The sequence below is a fragment of the Streptomyces sp. Je 1-332 genome, from assembly GCF_040730185.1.
In the GTDB taxonomy this organism is placed as follows: Bacteria; Actinomycetota; Actinomycetes; order Streptomycetales; family Streptomycetaceae; genus Streptomyces.
In genome coordinates this window covers 6318030-6332876 of the sequence record NZ_CP160402.1, presented here as the reverse complement: position 1 = coordinate 6332876, position 14847 = coordinate 6318030, and the positions used below count along the sequence as shown (strand labels likewise).

The window sequence follows — 14847 nt, the reverse complement described above, 5'->3', positions numbered from 1 at the left end:
TCCTCCCGGCGGTCATTGGCGGGAAACAGCTCGACAGCGCGATGTCGCCGTGCCTAAGATCCACGGCGACATCGCGTGCCGGTCACCGGCTGGGTGAGGCATGGAGGTGTCAGGAGATGCCTTTTGGAGGCATTCCTTGTCGGTAGAGCTGAACCACACGATCATCCACGCCCGGGACAACCGGGAGTCCGCCGAGTTCTTCACGGACCTGCTGGGCCTGGAAATCACCTCGGAGTGGGGCCCGTTCATCGCGGTGGAACTGAGCAACTCCATCACCCTGGACTTCGCCACCATCCCCGCGGACAAGATCACCCCGCAGCACTACGCGTTCCTGATCTCCGAGGCGGAGTTCGACGCGGCGTACGAGAAGATCAGGGCGCGCGGCATCGAGCACTGGGCGGACCCGCACCAGAAGCTGCCGGGCGAGATCAACACCCACGACGGCGGCAGGGGCGTGTACTTCCTGGACCCGTCCGGCCATCCCATGGAACTGATCACGGTTCCGTACGGCGGCTAGAGGGCCCCGTCAGGGGCGCGGGGAACTGCGCGAAAAGTCCCCACGCGGCCGCAGACAAAGGGCAAGGGCCGCACCCCCCTGCAAGACGGGGGGTGCAGCCCTCAACTACTGCGTGCGCAAAGCCTACTTGCGGATCAGCGAACGCAGCACGTACTGCATGATGCCGCCGTTGCGGTAGTAGTCCGCCTCGCCGGGAGTGTCGATGCGGACGACCGCGTCGAACTCCACGCCGGTGTCGGTGGTGACCTTGACCGTGCTCGGCGTGCGGCCTTCGTTCAGCTCGGTCACGCCGGTGAAGGAGAAGGACTCCTCGCCGGTGAGGCCGAGGTTCTCGGCGGTCTGGCCCTCCGGGAACTGGAGCGGCAGGACGCCCATGCCGATGAGGTTCGAGCGGTGGATGCGCTCGTACGACTCGGCGATGACGGCCTTGACGCCGAGGAGCGCGGTGCCCTTGGCGGCCCAGTCACGGGACGAACCGGAGCCGTACTCCTTGCCCGCGAGGATCGCGAGCGGGGTGCCGGCCGCCTGGTAGTTCTGCGAGGCGTCGTAGATGAAGGAGACGGGGCCGTCCTCCTTCGTGAAGTCACGCGTGAAGCCGCCCTCGGTGCCCGGCGCGATCTGGTTGCGCAGGCGGATGTTGGCGAACGTGCCGCGGATCATGACCTCGTGGTTGCCACGGCGCGAGCCGTAGGAGTTGAAGTCGCGACGCTCGACGCCGTGCTCCGTGAGGTACTTGCCGGCCGGGGTGTCGGCCTTGATCGCACCGGCCGGGGAGATGTGGTCGGTGGTGACCGAGTCGCCCAGCTTGGCCAGGACGCGGGCACCCTCGATGTCGGAGACCGGGGTGGTCTCCATCGTCATGCCCTCGAAGTAAGGGGGCTTACGGACGTAGGTCGACTGCGGGTCCCACTCGAAGGTGTTGCCGGTCGGGATCGAGAGGGCCTGCCACTGGGCGTCGCCCGCGAAGACGTCCTGGTAGGACTTGTTGAACATGTCCTCGCCGATGGAGTTGGCGACGACGTCGTTCACCTCGGCCTCGGAGGGCCAGATGTCCTTCAGGTAGACGGGGTTGCCGTCCTGGTCCGCGCCGAGCGCGTCCTTGGTGATGTCGACCTTCATCGAACCCGCGATGGCGTACGCGACGACCAGCGGCGGGGACGCCAGGTAGTTCATCTTGACGTCGGGGTTGATGCGGCCCTCGAAGTTCCGGTTACCGGAGAGGACGGACGTCACGGCCAGGTCGGCGTCGTTGACCGCCTTGGAGACCTCCTCGGGCAGCGGGCCCGAGTTGCCGATGCAGGTGGTGCAGCCGTAGCCGACGAGGTTGAAGCCGACCTTGTCGAGGTAGGGGGTGAGCCCCGCCTTGTCGAAGTAGTCGGTGACGACCTTGGAGCCCGGGGCGAGGGTGGTCTTGACCCACGGCTTGCGGGTCAGGCCCTTCTCGACGGCCTTCTTCGCGACGAGCGCGGCGGCGACCATGACGTACGGGTTCGAGGTGTTGGTGCAGGACGTGATCGCGGCGACGGTGACGGCGCCGTGGTCGATCTCGTACGTCGAGCCGTCGGGAGCGGTGACCGTGGTCGGCTTCGACGGGACGCCGTTGGAGAAGGCCGGGGCGTCGGACGCCGGGAAGGACTCCTTGCCGGCCTCCTCGTCGTCCATGACGTAGTTGCGCACGTCCTGGGCGAACTGCTGCGAGGCGTTGGCGAGGACGATGCGGTCCTGCGGGCGCTTGGGACCGGCGATCGAGGGGACGACCGTGGAGAGGTCGAGCTCCAGCTTCTCGGAGAAGTCGGGCTCGGCGGCCGGGTCGAGCCAGAGGCCCTGCTCCTTGGCGTACGCCTCGACGAGCGCGACCTGCTGCTCGTCACGGCCGGTCAGGCGCAGGTACTTCAGCGTCTCGTCGTCGATCGGGAAGATCGCGGCGGTGGAGCCGAACTCGGGCGACATGTTGCCGATGGTGGCGCGATTGGCGAGGCTCGTGGCCGCCACACCCTCGCCGTAGAACTCGACGAACTTGCCGACGACGCCGTGCTTGCGCAGCATCTCGGTGATCGTGAGGACCAGGTCGGTGGCGGTGGTGCCGGCGGGCAGCTCACCGGTCAGCTTGAAGCCGACGACGCGCGGGATGAGCATGGAGACCGGCTGGCCCAGCATCGCGGCCTCGGCCTCGATGCCGCCGACGCCCCAGCCGAGCACGCCGAGGCCGTTGACCATGGTGGTGTGCGAGTCGGTGCCGACCAGGGTGTCGGGGTAGGCCTGGCCGTTGCGGACCATGACCGTCCGGGCCAGCTTCTCGATGTTGACCTGGTGGACGATGCCGGTGCCCGGGGGGACGACCTTGAAGTCGTCGAAGGCCGTCTGACCCCAGCGCAGGAACTGGTAGCGCTCCTTGTTGCGGCCGTACTCCAGCTCGACGTTCTGGCCGAAGGCGTCCGCCGTGCCGAACTTGTCGGCGATGACGGAGTGGTCGATGACCAGCTCGGCCGGGGAGAGCGGGTTCACCTTGTCCGCGTCACCGCCGAGCTCCTTGACGGCCTCACGCATGGTGGCGAGGTCGACGACGCAGGGCACGCCGGTGAAGTCCTGCATGATCACGCGGGCCGGCGTGAACTGGATCTCCTGCGAGGGCTGGGCCTGGGAGTCCCACGAGCCGATCGCACGGATGTGGTCGGCGGTGATGTTCGCGCCGTCCTCGGTGCGGAGCAGGTTCTCAAGGAGGACCTTCAGGCTGTAGGGCAGCCGCGCGGAGCCCTCGACCTTGTCCAGCTTGAAGATCTCGTACGACTCGTCGCCCACGCGCAGCGTGCTGCGGGCGTCGAAGCTGTTCGCCGACACGACAGTCTCCTTCATATATGTGCGCGTTTGTCGTCACATCCTGCCGCCACGACTCCTCGTCGATCCGCTAAGGTAAGGCTTAGTTAGGTAACCCTTACCGGGTGGCGGCTTCTGGTGCGCCTCGGCAGATATCTCGATGTCGAGATAACTCTAGTACATGACCCGGCGCGACGACGAAGTGCGCCCGCTCACAGTCCGGCATGCCCTGGTGCGGGCGGTTGACCCGCGCGGGACGAGTCGCGCACCAGAAGGCCCGCCGGTACGACGACCGAGGTCGGTGCCGTGCCGGTCTCGATCAGGTCCACGAGGAGGGTGACGGCCGCGCGGGCCGTCTGTTCCGGGTTCAGGGTCACCGTGGTCACCGGCGGTCGTGTCGTCGCGTATCCGGGGTCCTCGCTCGCGCACACCACCCGTAGTGCGTCGGGGATGCGCAGGTCGAGCCTGGCCGCCGCGGCCAGGAGCTGTCGGCCGCCGGGGTCGTACGCCGCGTAGACGGCGTCGGCGCGGTCCGGGCCCCGCAGCAGCGTGTCGAACGCCTCTCCCTGGCCGTCCGTCCCGTCGAAGGGCACGACCAGCGGATCGGCGCCGCGCTCCGCGCACCACCCGGCGTACGCCTGTGTCACCGCGCGCGCGTAGTGCTCATTCCCGCTGCCGGACTGCAGGGCAATGCGGCGGGCGCCGGAGGCGGCGAGGTGGTCGAGGACCTCGTGGGTGGTCGTCTCGTGGTCGTTGTCGACCCAGTGGTCGCCGGGGCGCGGGTCACCGGGGACGCCGTCGAAGACGAGCGGGATGCCGCGGGCGCGCAGCGCGTGGACCATCGGGTCCCCGCGCGGGCTGTCCATGATCAGCATGCCGTCGACGGCGAGGCCGTGCCACGCGTCGTCGGCGGCGCGGTCGGCGGGCAGCGTGGTCAGGGCGTAGCCGTGCGCGTGGGCCGCGGAGGTGGCCGCGGTGAGGGCCCGGGAGAAGTAGGCGACCTCGGCGTAGTTCCAGGCTCTCGCGTACGTGGTCACCGCGACGCCGAGGGTCCGCGTGCGCGGGGCGGTTCGGGGGGTGGCGTAGCCGAGGGCGGTGGCGGTTTCCCTCACCCTGCGGCGGGTGGTGGCGGCCAGGCGGCCCGTGCCGTTGAGGGCGTGCGAGACCGTCGCGGTCGACACCTCCGCGGCGCGGGCTATGTCGGCGAGGGTTGGCCTGGGCACGGGGCTCATCGTACGGATGCGGATTCCGTCGAAGCGGGTGGCTTCTGGTTAACGCCTTACTCGGCCAGCGTTCGTGCCGCCGCTGCGCGGCGGATCCTTCCCGCCCACCCACTCGATTCCCGGAGTGTTCTATGCCGTCCCCGCACCTCTCCCCCTTCTCCCGCTTCTCCCGCCGCGGCCTCCTAGCCTCCGCCGGCGCCACCGGGCTTCTCGCGGCGGTGGGTGCACCCGCAGCCGCCTCCCCCCGGCGCTCCGCCGCCCTCGTCCTGCACAACGCCCGTGTCTTCACCGGCACTCGGAAGCACGACCACGCCCGAGCGGTCGCCGTCGGCAGGGACGGGAAGATCCTCGCCGTGGGGAGCGACTCCTCGCTTCTGCGGTTCATCGGGCGGGACACCGAAGTCGTCGACGCGGCCGGCGGGACCCTGATGAGCGGCATCCACGACGGGCACGCCCACCCCATGGACGCCGCGAGCCGCTCGCTGCGCCCCTCCCTCGCCGGTGCCGAGCAGACCGTCGCCGAGCTGCACAAGACCCTGACCGCGTTCCTGAAGGACTCCGCCGATCAGGAGCCCGACGGGTGGCTGGTGGTGGAGGACTGGAACCCCGTGGGGCTCCTTCCGCACGGCACCGCTCCGCACCACTCCATGCTCGACGCGCTGCCGACCCGGCGGCCCGTCGCGCTGCGCGGCGGCGACGGGCACAACATATGGGTCAACCAGCGCGCCCTCGACATCGCGGGCATCACCGCGTCCACCCCGGACCCTGTCGGCGGCAAGATCGTCAAGGGCCGGGACGGCAAGCCCACCGGCGTGCTCAAGGACGACGCCCAGCCGCTCGTCACCCGGCACATCCCCGAGCCCGACCAGGAGCAGCTCGTCGCCGCGGCCGCGAAGATCTTCGCCGAGGCCGCCGCGTCCGGGATCACCACGTTCATGGAAGCCGTCGTCGGCAAGGACGAGTTGGACCTCTACAAAGCGCTCGCCGAGAGCGGGAAGCTGCCGCAGCGCATCGTGCCCGCCCTGCGCATCGACACCGACAAGACGAAGGACCCGGCGGCCGCGGTGGCGTTCGCGCGGGGGCTTCGCGAGCAGTTCAAGGACGTACGCGCGCTGCGGTTCGGCACCGTCAAGGTGTTCCTCGACGGGGTCATCGAGTACCCGGCGCAGACCGCGGCGCTCCTGAAGCCCTATCTCGACAAGGACGGCAGGCCCACCGACCACCGCGGCGACCTGTACGTGTCGGCGGCGGACTACGGCCGGCTGGCCGCCGCCTTCAACGAGGAGGGCTGGCAGATGCACGCGCACGCCATCGGTGACCGCGCCGTCCGCACCTCCCTCGACGGGTACGCGTACGCCCTGCGCGAGACGGGGGCGCGCGGCCTGCGCAACACCACCGCCCATCTCCAACTCGTCGACCCCGCCGACCTGCCGCGGTTCGCGCAGCTCGGCGTCATCCCCTGCATGCAGCTCCAGTGGGCCACCCGCAACACCTGGACCATGGACGCCCTGCTGCCGTACATCGGTGCGGGGCGCCACCGTTGGCAGTACCCGGCGCGCAGCCTGGAGCGGCACGGGGCGCGGCTCTCCGGTGGCTCGGACTGGCCCGTGGATCCGCTCCAGGTGTGGAACCAGGTGCGTACCTCCGTAGACCGGTTCGGAGCAGAGGGCGAGGGTGATCTGTACCGGGACAAGGAAGGGCTGAGCCGCTCGTCGGCCCTGCTCATGCACACCCTCGGCACGGCGCGTCAGCTCCGTATGGACCATCGGACCGGGACCGTCGAAACGGGGAAGTCGGCCGATCTGGTGCTGCTCGACCGCGATGTGACGCGGTGTCCGGTGGCTGATATCAGCTCTTCCGAAGTGCGTCTGACGTTGACCGGGGGCACAGTGGTGCATGACGCCGACTCGTCGGCCGGGCGCGCCGCCGCCGCCCGGGTGACGCGCGCGGCGGCCGGACCGCGGCTCACGGCGCAGGCCGCGGTGCACGGTGGGCGGCACGCGTCGTGCGGATGCGGCTGACCCGGCGGGACGACGCGACGTACGGGAACTTCCGTACTGAATCGGTTATTTCCCGTATGGCCCACCCCGGCTCGTGCGTCATCTCATATCTGAGATAACCTGCGAAACATGGCAGACGACTACCTCGTACGTATCGGCAAGCTCATCCGCGACGCCCGTCAGCACAGGGGCTGGACGCAGTCGCAGCTCGCCGAGGCGCTCAGCACAAGTCAGAGCGCAGTGAACCGCATCGAGCGCGGCAACCAGAACATCAGCCTTGAGATGATCGCCCGTATCGGCGAAGCGCTGGACAGCGAGATCGTCTCGCTCGGGTATGCGGGGCCGATGCATCTGCGAGTGGTCGGCAATCGCCGGCTGTCCGGCTCCATCGACGTCAAGACGAGCAAGAACGCCTGCGTGGCGCTGCTCTGCGCCTCCCTGCTCAACAAGGGACGCACGGTGCTGCGCCGCGTGGCGCGCATCGAGGAGGTCTACCGCCTCCTCGAAGTCCTCGGCTCGATCGGCGTCCGCACCCGTTGGATCAACGACGGGGTCGACCTGGAGATCGTGCCGCCGGCCAAGCTCGACATGGAGGCGATCGACGCGGAGGCCGCGATCCGGACCCGCTCGATCATCATGTTCCTGGGTCCGCTCCTCCACCGCATGGACCGCTTCAAGCTGCCGTACGCGGGCGGTTGCGACCTCGGCACCCGCACGATCGAGCCGCACATGATCGCGCTGCGCCGCTTCGGGCTCGACATCGCGGCGACCGAGGGGCTCTACCACGCGGAGGTCGCGCGTGACGTCGTCCCCGACCGGCCGATCGTGCTGACCGAGCGCGGCGACACCGTGACCGAGAACGCCCTGCTCGCCGCGGCGCGCAGCGACTGCACGACCGTCATCCGCAACGCCTCGTCGAACTACATGGTCCAGGACCTGTGCTTCTTCCTGGAGGCGCTCGGCGTGCAGGTCGAGGGCATCGGCACGACCACCCTCACCGTGCACGGCGTCCCGGACATCGACGTCGACGTCGACTACTCGCCGTCCGAGGACCCGGTCGAGGCGATGAGCCTGCTCGCCGCGGCGGTCGTCACGGAGTCCGAACTGACCGTCAACCGCGTCCCGATCGAGTTCCTGGAGATCGAGCTCGCGGTCCTGGAGGAGATGGGGCTCGACCACGACCGTACGGCGGAGTACTTCGCCGACAACGGCCGTACGCGCCTGATCGACCTCACCGTCCGGCCCTCCAAGCTGGAGGCGCCGATCGACAAGATCCACCCGATGCCGTTCCCCGGCCTGAACATCGACAACGTCCCCTTCTTCGCGGCCATCGCGGCGGCGGCGCAGGGCAAGACGCTGATCCACGACTGGGTCTACGACAACCGCGCCATCTATCTGACCGACCTGAACCGCCTCGGCGGCCGTCTCCAACTCCTGGACCCACACCGGGTGCTGGTGGAGGGCCCGACCCGCTGGCGCGCCGCCGAGATGATGTGCCCGCCCGCGCTGCGGCCCGCCGTGGTCGTGCTGCTAGCGATGATGGCGGCCGAGGGCACGTCCGTCCTGCGCAACGTGTACGTGATCAACCGCGGCTATGAGGAGCTGGCCGAGCGGCTCAACTCGGTGGGCGCGCAGATCGAGACGTTCCGGGACATCTAGGAACGGTCTGCGGCCCGGCTCCCCCGACACGACTGGGCAACGATCGCCGGTCCTGTCTGGAGATGTACGAAGGCGCGGTGCTGGGGTGGGCGCATGGCAGAACGCACCCCCGTCCCCGGCACACGCGCCCTCGTCGTGCTCTGTGCCTCGCTCGCCCTTCTCGCGGCGGGGTGCGGTGAGCAGGCCGACCGCGGCAAGCCGTCGCCCTCCAAGGGCGACGGCAACCCCGTGTCGACGCCGACCGCTTCCCGTCCCGTGCCCTCCGACGGCAAGGGCTCCAAGGACCCGGACGACATCAACGGAGACGGGCACCGCGATCTGCTCATCCCGCTGCCCTCCCGCAGCCAGGCCGAAGACGGTCGTACCGCCGTCGTGTTCGGCTCGGCCAAGGGGCTCGACCCTTCGACGCACGCGGTCTACGACTACGGTCCGGGTACCGTCACCACCGCCGACCTGGACGGCGACGGCTATCCCGATTTCGTCTCGACCGACCATTCCGCGCAGCGGGCGGTGCCGACCGTGGACTGGGGCGGCCCGAGCGGACCGAAGCCCGGTGCGGAAGCGACCCGGATCCGGATACCGGCCGACACCCCGTACGAGGGCCTGTCCGGTCCGGTGCGCGGCGACTTCGACGGGGACGGGCACCACGACATCGCGGCGGTCCGGCAGGACGGAACGGCGACCCTGCTGTACGGACCCTTCACCCGATCCGGTGCCCCGGCACGCACCGACACCCGCCCCGGCAAGGGGAGTTGGCTGGCCGCGGATGACATCGACCCCGCGGGCGAGCCGCACGCGACCGGTCTCCTCGTCCACAAGAGTGACGACGGCGAGCAGACGGGAGCGGTTTTCTACCCGGCGCGCGATGGAAGCGGCCTCTCCCGCACCTCCATCGAGCTGCGCGAGGGCAATGCGGTGGCGTTCGGCGACTATGACGGTGACGGCATCGGCGATGTGGCCATCGGCGACAACGGAAGCCGCAACAACGAGCCGGACGCCGGGGTGGAAGACCCAGAGGTGGCCTCCTCGCTCGCGGTCTACCCCGGCAAGGGAGGCACCCCGACCACGCACGAGATCCCGGCGAGCGACGAGAACTCCTATTACGGGCCCGGCGGTTACATGTCCGCGGACCCGGACGGCGACGGCACGGACGGCATCCTCGTCTCCACGGACGACGGCGCGCTCCTGATCGACGGCGACGAGGACCCCACCGAGGTGCTCCGGGAAGGCCCGGCCTGGGTGAACGGCAAGAAGACCAGGGCACGTTCGCGTCAGGCGCATCCATGCGCCGCCGCCGACTTCGACGCCGACGGCAAGGAGGAGCTGATCCTGGGCTGGGGCCAGAGCCGGCTCTTCGGCGTTTACGGCGAAGAGCCGTCGCACTGGTGGATCACGGACGGCACCACGGACCGGGACAATGCCGCGTTCGCCACGATGGGGTTCGGGAGGCGCGACTGAGGCGCCGGTTCACGTTGCCGCCACGAACTCCCGGATCGCCGCCGCCAGGCCGTCGGGGCGATCCAGCGGGATCAGAGTGCGGCAGTCGTCCAGTTCCACCAGACGGCTCTTGGGGAGCAACTCGGCGAATCTGCGGCCGTGTTCCGGCGGCAGCATCCTGTCCTGCTTGCCCCAGACGACCAGGGCCGGCCTGTCGTACGTGCGTAGGGCCTCGGCCGCCTCCAGCATCTCCGTCCTGCGTGCCGAGCGCAGATAGTGGATCAGGATCTGACGGGCCACGGGGTCGGTGCGCAGGGGTGCGATCCAGCGGTCCGTCAGGTCATGAGGGACCGGGCGGTGGGCCATGAGGGCGTATCCCGTGCCCGGGACGCGGCGCAGGGCGCGTACGGACAGGACGCGAACCAGGAACGCGATACCGCCCGGGACGCGCGCGGCGGTGTCCAGCATCTTGCCGCCCGCGCCCGGCGGGTAGTTGTCGAAGGCCTCGCAGCCCGCGATGACCATCCGGCCGACGCGGTCGGGGCGCTCGGCCGCCAGCTGCTGGAGCCGCCCGGCGTCGTTCTCGACGAACACCGCGTCGTCGCCGAGTTCCAGCACGTCGGCGAACTCGCCGATCAGCCGCGCCATGGTCAGCGGCGTCAGCTCGGCGCCCGGCTTCAGCGGGACGCGATGGCTGCCGTACGGGAGGGTCGGCACCAGGCAGCGGAACTGGTCCCGCAATTCCTCGACGACATGACGCCATACGCTGCCGTCCTGGACGAGGCCGTGCAGCAGGACGAGCGGGGTGCCCGCCCCTCCGGTGTCCTCGTACTCGATCGGTCCCGCCGTGAGCTCGATCCGTGCCATGGCCTCCCCGTTTCCTCGCCGATGGTGGCCCCGACGCTATGCGGCTCAGTCGAGGACCGCCACCCCGTCCAGTTCCACCAGGCACTCCTCGTCCCAGAGGCGGACCGCGCCGATCACCGCCATGGCGGGGTAGTCGCGGCCCGCCAACTTCCGCCAGATGCGGCCGAGTTGGCCCGCCTGCTCGCGGTAGTCGGCCACGTCCGTGGCGTAGACAGTGACGCGGGCGAGGTCGGCGGGGGCACCTCCCGCGTGGCGCAGGGCCGTGAGGAGGTTGGTCAGTGCCTGCTCGAACTGCTCGGGGAGGGTGGTGCCGGTGACTTTGCCTTCGGTGTCGAGCGCGGTCTGCCCCGCGAGGAAGACGAGGCGGCCGCCGGTCGCGGTGACGGCGTGCGAGAAGCCGGTGGCCGGGGAGAGTTCGGTGGGGTTGACGCGCTCGACGCTCATACGGAGGGCTCCTCACGGGTGGCGGACTGAGGGGTGGACTGCTCGGCGGACTGGTCGGCTGACCGGGTCGCGTACAACTCCTTGGCGATGATGGTGCGTTGCACCTCGCTCGCTCCTTCGTAGATGCGCGGTGCCCGCACCTCGCGGTACAGGTGTTCCAGGAGGTGCCCCCGTTGCAGGGCGCGCGCGCCGTGCAGTTGGACCGCGGCGTCCACGACGTACTGCGCCGTCTCCGTGGCCAGGAGCTTCGCCATGGCGGCGCGCCGGGCGATGTCCGGCTCGCCGCGGTCGTACGCCGCTGCCGCCGCGTGCACCATGAGGCGGGCCGCCTCGGTCCGGGTGGCCATCTCCGCGACCTGGTGGGCCACCGCCTGGAGGTCCTTCAGCTTGCCGCCGAACGCGTCCCGCCCCGCGGTGTGCGCGAGTGTCGCGTCGAGGGCCGCCGCCGCCATGCCGACCGCGAAGGCGCCGACGCTGGGGCGGAAACGGTTGAGGGTGGTCATGGCGACGCGGAAGCCGCGGTCGGGTTCGCCGAGTACGTCCTCGCCGGTGACCGTCACGCCGTCGAAGGCGAGGGAGCCGATCGGGTGCGGGGAGAGCATGTCCAGCGGGGTGCCGGTGAGGCCCGCCCGGTCGGCGGGCACGAGGAACGCGGTGACACCGCGGGCGCCGGCGCCGGGGGTCGTACGGGCGAAGACGGTGTAGAAGTCGGCTTCGGGCGCGTTCGAGATCCAGCACTTCTCGCCGGTGAGCCGCCAGGTGGACGCGCCGTCCGGCGCGGCGCTCAGGGCCAGCGCGGCGGCGTCCGAGCCCGCCCCGGGCTCGGAGAGCGCGAAGGCGGCGACGGCGCGCCCCGCGCGGGCGGGCGCGAGCCACTGTTCGCGCTGGCGCGCGGAGCCGTGGGCGGCGACCGGGTGTGCGCCGAGGCCTTGCAGGGCCAGGGCGGTCTCGGCCTCCGTACAGGCGTAGGCGAGGGACTCGCGCAGGAGGCAGAGACCTAGGGCTCCGGATGTGGCGTGCGGGGTGCGGGAGGTGGCGTGCGGGGCGCGGGATGCGGGCCCGGCGCCGGGGGCCTCCCCCGCGAAAAGCACTTCGAGCAGCCCCAGTTCCCCCAGCGCCTCCAGCAGCGGCCGGTTCACGCGCCCCGGCTCACCCTTCTCCGCCAGCGGGCGCAGCCGCTCGTCGGCGAGGGTGCGCAGCTCCGCACACCAGGCGGTTTGTTCCGGATTGAGCGAGAATGCCGTCATGCCGGGCCCCTCCTCTATCGCGCACCGTTGACTGCCGTCACCAACACGATACGCTCGTTGCGCGAGCTCACCACAAGCCCGAACGGCAAGGGGGCGACCCGCTGTGGACGCCAAGAGTGCACTGCGACTCCACCCATCGGCTCACGTGGACACCTTCGCCCGGGATCATCTCCCGCCGCCGGAGCAGTGGCCCGCGTTCGTCCGCGACCGGCCCGAACTGCACTACGCCGATCGCCTCAACTGCGGCGCCGAGCTCCTCGACCGCACGGTGGAGCGGCTCGGCGGCGACCGGCCCGCGTTCCGTACGGGCTCCGGCGAGGTGTGGACGTACGGCGAGCTTCAGCGGCACGTCGATCGCGTCGCGCACGTCCTGACCCGCGAACTGGACGTACGGCCCGGTCAGCGCGTCCTGCTGCGCGGCCCCACCACCCCCTGGCTCGCGGCCTGCTGGCTCGCGGTGATGAAGGCGGGCGCCGTCGCGGTCACCGTCCTGGCCCAGCAGCGCCCGAACGAGCTGACCGCGATCTGCGAGATCGCCGAGGTCCGCCACGCGCTGTGCGACGCCCGCGCCGTGGACGACCTGATCAAGGCCGGGATTCCCGGGCTCGCCGTCACCACCTTCGGCGGGGACGCGGACGACGACCTCCTTGCGCGCGCCGCCCGGCAGCCCGACGTCTACGAACCCGTCGCCACCTCCGCCGACGACGTCGCCCTCATCGCCTTCACGTCCGGCACCACGGGCCGCCCCAAGGGGTGCATGCACTTTCACCGTGACGTGCTCGCCATCGCCGACACCTTCGGCCGCCACGTCCTGAAGCCGGGGCCCGACGACGTGTTCGCGGGCAGCCCTCCGCTCGGTTTCACCTTCGGGCTCGGCGGGCTCGTCATCTTCCCGCTGCGGGTCGGCGCCTCCTCGCTCCTGCTCGAACAGGCGGGCCCGAAGCAGCTGTTGCCCGCGATCGCCGAGCACGGCGTGACGGTGCTCTTCACCGCGCCGACCGCGTACCGCGCGATGCTCGACGAGCTGGGCAAGCCGGGTGCGCCCGGGGTCTCCTCGCTGCGGCGGTGCGTCTCCGCGGGCGAGAACCTGCCCGCGGCCACCTGGCAGGCCTGGCACGAGCGCACCGGGCACCGCATCATCAACGGCATCGGGGCGACGGAGCTGCTCCACATCTTCATCTCCGCCGCCGACGAGGAGATCAGGCCCGGCACCACGGGCCGGCCCGTGCCGGGGTGGCACGCGCGCGTGGTCGACGACTCGGGGGCGCCGGTGCCGGACGGCGAGCCCGGTCTGCTCGCCGTGCGCGGCCCCGTCGGCTGCCGGTACTTGGGCGACGAGCGGCAGCTCCAGTACGTGCGCCACGGCTGGAACGTCACCGGCGACACCTACGTACGTGACGCCGACGGCTATTTCACCTACGTGGCCCGCGCGGACGACATGATCATCTCGGCCGGGTACAACATCGCGGGCCCGGAGGTCGAGGAGGCGCTCATGCGCCACCCCGACGTCCTGGAGACGGCCGTCGTGGGGCGCCCGGACGAGCTGCGCGGGCAGACGGTCGTCGCGTACGTGGTCCAGCGCGAGGGCACGCGACGCGACCCCGACCGGCTGCGCGAGTTCGTGAAGGGCGAGCTGGTGCCGTACAAGTGCCCGCGCGAGATCGTCTATCTGGACGCGCTGCCGCGCACCGCGACAGGCAAGCTGCAACGGTTCCGGCTGCGGGAGCCGGGCCCCGTAGAGTGATCACGTGTCCGAGCAGCACACTCCACGGTCCCTGATCGTCACCTTCTACGGCGCCTACGGGCGCGCGGCCCCCGGCCCGGTGCCCGTCGCCGAGCTCGTCAGGCTCCTCGCCCCGGTCGGCGTGGACGCCCCCTCCGTGCGCTCGTCGGTGTCCCGGCTCAAGCGGCGCGGCCTCCTCGTCCCCGCACGGACGGCCGCGGGCGCGGCGGGGTACGCCCTGTCGCCGGACGCGCGCCAGCTCCTGGAGGACGGCGACCGGCGTATCTACGCCTCCCCCCCGGCCGCGCGGCAGGGCGGCGGCTGGGTCCTCGCTGTCTTCTCCGTGCCGGAGTCGGAGCGGCAGAAGCGGCACGTGCTGCGCTCACGCCTGGCCGGACTCGGCTTCGGGACGGCCGCCCCGGGGGTGTGGATCGCCCCCGCGCACCTGTACGAGGAGACCCGGCACACCCTGGAGCGCCTCCAACTCGACTCGTACGTCGACCTGTTCCGGGGCGAGCACCTGGGTTTCGCGGCGACGGCGGACGCGGTGGCCCGCTGGTGGGACCTGTCCTCCATCGCCAAGGAGCACGAGGCGTTCCTCGACCGCCACGAGCCGGTACTCAGGGCCTGGCAGCGACGGCCGGACACCCCGCCGGAAGAGGCGTACCGCGACTATCTCCTCGCCCTGGACTCCTGGCGCCGACTGCCGTACGCCGACCCCGGGCTGCCGGGTGAGCTCCTGCCGGAGGGGTGGCCCGGGGACCGGTCCGCCGAGGTGTTCACGGCACTCGACGGACGGCTGCGGGACGCGGGGGCGGGGTTTGTGACAGCCGAGGGTCCTTGAGGGCTCCTTGAGGGCGCCCTAAGGGAACGCTCAGCATCCTCAGGCCCTCCTCTCAGATTGCGCGCCTAGCGT

Annotated in this window: 11 protein-coding genes; 6 read left to right on the top strand and 5 right to left on the bottom strand. The window is 70.8% G+C overall.

Going from position 1 to position 14847, the window contains the following annotated elements; genetic code table 11:
* The first annotated feature begins 136 nt into the window (after nucleotides 1-136).
* Nucleotides 137-517: a VOC family protein gene (locus tag ABXJ52_RS28640; RefSeq protein WP_367045693.1), complete on the top strand. Its 381-nt coding sequence runs from the start codon at nucleotides 137-139 to the stop codon at nucleotides 515-517.
* 123 nt (nucleotides 518-640) lie between these two features.
* On the opposite strand, the gene acnA is transcribed toward ABXJ52_RS28640, so the two are convergent.
* Together acnA and ABXJ52_RS28630 are read right to left on the bottom strand one after the other, a co-directional pair.
* The gene (gene acnA / locus ABXJ52_RS28635) at nucleotides 641-3355 is read right to left on the bottom strand and encodes an aconitate hydratase AcnA (protein WP_367045692.1); all 2715 of its coding nucleotides are present in this window, start codon (nucleotides 3353-3355) and stop codon (nucleotides 641-643) included.
* A gap of 188 nt (nucleotides 3356-3543) precedes the next feature.
* Entirely contained in the window at nucleotides 3544-4563 is a 1020-nt protein-coding gene (locus ABXJ52_RS28630) for a LacI family DNA-binding transcriptional regulator (RefSeq protein ID WP_367045691.1), read from the bottom strand.
* 122 nt (nucleotides 4564-4685) lie between these two features.
* Here ABXJ52_RS28630 and ABXJ52_RS28625 point away from each other — a divergent pair, with 122 nt between their 5' ends.
* The 3 genes from ABXJ52_RS28625 to ABXJ52_RS28615 all read left to right on the top strand — a co-directional run bounded on the left by ABXJ52_RS28625 (nucleotide 4686) and on the right by ABXJ52_RS28615 (nucleotide 9671).
* Nucleotides 4686-6575, top strand: coding sequence for an amidohydrolase (locus ABXJ52_RS28625; protein WP_367045689.1), 1890 nt, complete (start codon nucleotides 4686-4688; stop codon nucleotides 6573-6575).
* 108 nt (nucleotides 6576-6683) lie between these two features.
* Entirely contained in the window at nucleotides 6684-8213 is a 1530-nt protein-coding gene (locus tag ABXJ52_RS28620) for a UDP-N-acetylglucosamine 1-carboxyvinyltransferase (protein WP_367045687.1), read from the top strand.
* A gap of 93 nt (nucleotides 8214-8306) precedes the next feature.
* Nucleotides 8307-9671, top strand: a complete 1365-nt coding sequence (locus ABXJ52_RS28615; RefSeq protein WP_367045685.1) for a VCBS repeat-containing protein — start codon at nucleotides 8307-8309, stop codon at nucleotides 9669-9671.
* Between the two features lie 9 nt (nucleotides 9672-9680).
* Here the strand turns inward: ABXJ52_RS28615 and ABXJ52_RS28610 are convergent, their stop codons facing one another.
* The 3 genes from ABXJ52_RS28610 to ABXJ52_RS28600 are packed head-to-tail and all read right to left on the bottom strand — an operon-like array spanning nucleotide 9681 to nucleotide 12208.
* Nucleotides 9681-10517, bottom strand: coding sequence for an alpha/beta hydrolase (locus ABXJ52_RS28610; protein ID WP_367045684.1), 837 nt, complete (start codon nucleotides 10515-10517; stop codon nucleotides 9681-9683).
* A 45-nt stretch (nucleotides 10518-10562) separates the two neighbouring features.
* The gene (locus tag ABXJ52_RS28605; protein ID WP_367045682.1) at nucleotides 10563-10961 is read right to left on the bottom strand and encodes a RidA family protein; all 399 of its coding nucleotides are present in this window, start codon (nucleotides 10959-10961) and stop codon (nucleotides 10563-10565) included.
* The gene (locus tag ABXJ52_RS28600) at nucleotides 10958-12208 is read right to left on the bottom strand and encodes an acyl-CoA dehydrogenase family protein (RefSeq protein ID WP_367045680.1); all 1251 of its coding nucleotides are present in this window, start codon (nucleotides 12206-12208) and stop codon (nucleotides 10958-10960) included. Before ABXJ52_RS28600 ends, ABXJ52_RS28605 begins: the two co-directional genes overlap by 4 nt.
* Nucleotides 12209-12311: 103 nt before the next feature.
* Between ABXJ52_RS28600 and ABXJ52_RS28595 the strand changes: the two genes are divergently transcribed.
* Nucleotides 12312-13952, top strand: a complete 1641-nt coding sequence (locus ABXJ52_RS28595; protein WP_367045678.1) for an AMP-binding protein — start codon at nucleotides 12312-12314, stop codon at nucleotides 13950-13952.
* 4 nt (nucleotides 13953-13956) lie between these two features.
* Complete coding sequence (locus ABXJ52_RS28590) at nucleotides 13957-14775, top strand: PaaX family transcriptional regulator C-terminal domain-containing protein (protein ID WP_367045676.1); 819 nt, start codon at nucleotides 13957-13959, stop codon at nucleotides 14773-14775.
* The last annotated feature ends 72 nt before the right edge of the window (nucleotides 14776-14847 follow it).

Bases quoted from the DNA above. Each gene is read 5' to 3' on its own strand.
- ABXJ52_RS28615 (WP_367045685.1), top strand. From the start codon at position 8,307: ATGGCAGAACGCACCCCCGTCCCCGGCACACGCGCCCTCGTCGTGCTC.
- ABXJ52_RS28620 (WP_367045687.1), top strand. From the start codon at position 6,684: ATGGCAGACGACTACCTCGTACGTATCGGCAAGCTCATCCGCGACGCC.
- ABXJ52_RS28605 (WP_367045682.1), bottom strand. From the start codon at position 10,961: ATGAGCGTCGAGCGCGTCAACCCCACCGAACTCTCCCCGGCCACCGGC.
- ABXJ52_RS28600 (WP_367045680.1), bottom strand. From the start codon at position 12,208: ATGACGGCATTCTCGCTCAATCCGGAACAAACCGCCTGGTGTGCGGAG.
- ABXJ52_RS28610 (WP_367045684.1), bottom strand. From the start codon at position 10,517: ATGGCACGGATCGAGCTCACGGCGGGACCGATCGAGTACGAGGACACC.
- ABXJ52_RS28625 (WP_367045689.1), top strand. From the start codon at position 4,686: ATGCCGTCCCCGCACCTCTCCCCCTTCTCCCGCTTCTCCCGCCGCGGC.
- ABXJ52_RS28630 (WP_367045691.1), bottom strand. From the start codon at position 4,563: ATGAGCCCCGTGCCCAGGCCAACCCTCGCCGACATAGCCCGCGCCGCG.